Origin of the sequence: Limnohabitans sp. 2KL-3 (assembly GCF_001269405.1) — a bacterium.
Taxonomy (GTDB): domain Bacteria; phylum Pseudomonadota; class Gammaproteobacteria; order Burkholderiales; family Burkholderiaceae_C; genus Limnohabitans_A.
The window spans coordinates 1-1,705 of the sequence record NZ_CXON01000057.1 but is presented as its reverse complement, the minus strand read 5'-3'; the positions used below and the strand labels follow the sequence as shown (position 1 = coordinate 1,705).

General features: G+C 61.7%; 2 protein-coding genes and 1 pseudogene. All 3 read right to left on the bottom strand.

Annotated elements, in window-relative coordinates:
- Positions 1-65: 65 nt before the first annotated feature.
- Positions 66-332, bottom strand: a pseudogene (locus AMM41_RS21570) (ExbD/TolR family protein); the annotation flags it as partial.
- A 54-nt stretch (positions 333-386) separates the two neighbouring features.
- Positions 387-1,109, bottom strand: coding sequence for a MotA/TolQ/ExbB proton channel family protein (locus tag AMM41_RS21565; protein WP_228769406.1), 723 nt, complete (start codon positions 1,107-1,109; stop codon positions 387-389).
- Between the two features lie 143 nt (positions 1,110-1,252).
- A partial coding sequence (locus tag AMM41_RS21560) for an energy transducer TonB (RefSeq protein ID WP_194944952.1) occupies positions 1,253-1,705 on the bottom strand: 453 nt, incomplete at its 5' end.

The window sequence follows — 1,705 nt, the reverse complement described above, 5'->3', positions numbered from 1 at the left end:
AGACGGCATACGAGATAGGAATGTGACTGGAGTTCAACGTGTGCTCTTCCGATCTAGAACTTCTTCATGCGCTCCAGCAAGTCCGTGCTGTTTTTGATCGGCGTGTCGTACAGGTAAATCTTGCCCGCCTTGTCCACCGAGATGATCACGTTCTCCGGCTTGGTCTCGCGCACCACGTTTTGCTCTTTGGGCAAGTCCACCTTGATGGATGTGGTCACCACCGGAATCGTGATCAAAAAGATGATGAGCAGCACCAGCATCACGTCCACCAAAGGGGTGGTGTTGATGGTGCCGATGATCTCGTCATCGGCTTCGCCTACGTTCATGGCCATGATGGCTCCTTGTGTGCTCGCCCGGGCCGCGTTGCCACCGCCCGGGCGATGGGTTTATTTCTTGGCCGAGCCCAGCAGCACCGCGTGCAAGTCAGCACCAAAGGCGTTGACCTCTTCCATCACCGCCTTGTTGCGGCGCACCAACCAGTTGTAGCCCAACACCGCAGGCACCGCCACCGCCAAGCCAATGGCCGTCATGATCAGCGCCTCGCCCACGGGGCCAGCGACTTTGTCGATAGACGCCTGACCCGACATGCCGATCTTGACCAGCGCGTGGTAGATGCCCCACACCGTGCCAAACAAGCCCACAAACGGAGCCGTTGAGCCGACGGTGGCCAGCACCGCCAGGCCGTCTTGCATGCGGCTTTGCACATTGGCCATGGCGCGTTGGATGCTCATGCTCACCCATTCATTGAAGTCCACCGAGGCCAGCAAGCCGGTGTGCTTGGAGGCGCCTTCCAGGCCTTTTTCTGCAATGAAGCGAAACGCCGAGTCTTGCGCCAAGGTGTCTTTGCCTTGGGCCACGGTGCTGGCGCTCCAGAAGGTCTCCTTGGCCGCCACCGCTTGCTTCTTCAGTTTGGACTGCTCGGCCAACTTGGTGAAGATGACGTACCACGAGCCCATGCTCATGATGACCAAGATCAGCAAAGTGCCTTTGGCCACAAAGTCGCCCTGCGCCCACAGCGCACCCAGGCCGTAGGGGTTTTCTTCGGCCGCCGCCGCAACGGCCCCTGCCGCAGCGACCACGGGGGCCGACGCATCAGCCGCTTGCGCCATCACAGCGCCCGCAAAGAACAGGCTGGCCAACAGGCCTGCGCCCAAGATGAGGTTTTTGGAAGGTTTGAACATGGTGAGGTGCTCCTGCTGTGTTCTTAAAAAAATCGGTTGAATTGGATGGACGTGGGCAAAGCGGGCTCGCTTTACTCCAAACGCCAGGTGTATTTCATGCTGGCCCAGCCCTGCTCGGGCTTGCCGTCTACGGTGGCAGGCTTGAAGGCGCACTTGGACAAGCCCGCACGCGCCGCTTCGTCCAGCCGCTTGAAGCCCGAGGACTTCTCGACCTCGGACTGAATGACCTTGCCGTCTGCGCCCACCAAGAAGCGCAGGCTCACGGTGCCCTCTTCTTCCAGACGACGCGAGGCGCTGGGGTAGTCGGGTTTTTCGCAGTTGGCCGAGTTGACCACGGCAGCCACGCGCACGGGGGGTGCAGGCGGTGCGGGCGCAGGTGCAGGGGCAGCCGGGGCCACTGCAGCGGGTGCAATCGGTACCACTTGCGTGGGTGCAGCTGCTGTGACGGCGGCAATGGCGTTGACCGGTGCGGGCGCGGTAACGGCCACATCCACTGGGGGCACGTAGGCCGGGGGCGGTGGGGG

What these genes read in the sequence shown, in the direction of transcription:
- AMM41_RS21565 (WP_228769406.1), bottom strand. Translation starts at nt 1,109, where the DNA reads ATGGCGCAAGCGGCTGATGCGTCGGCCCCCGTGGTCGCTGCGGCAGGG.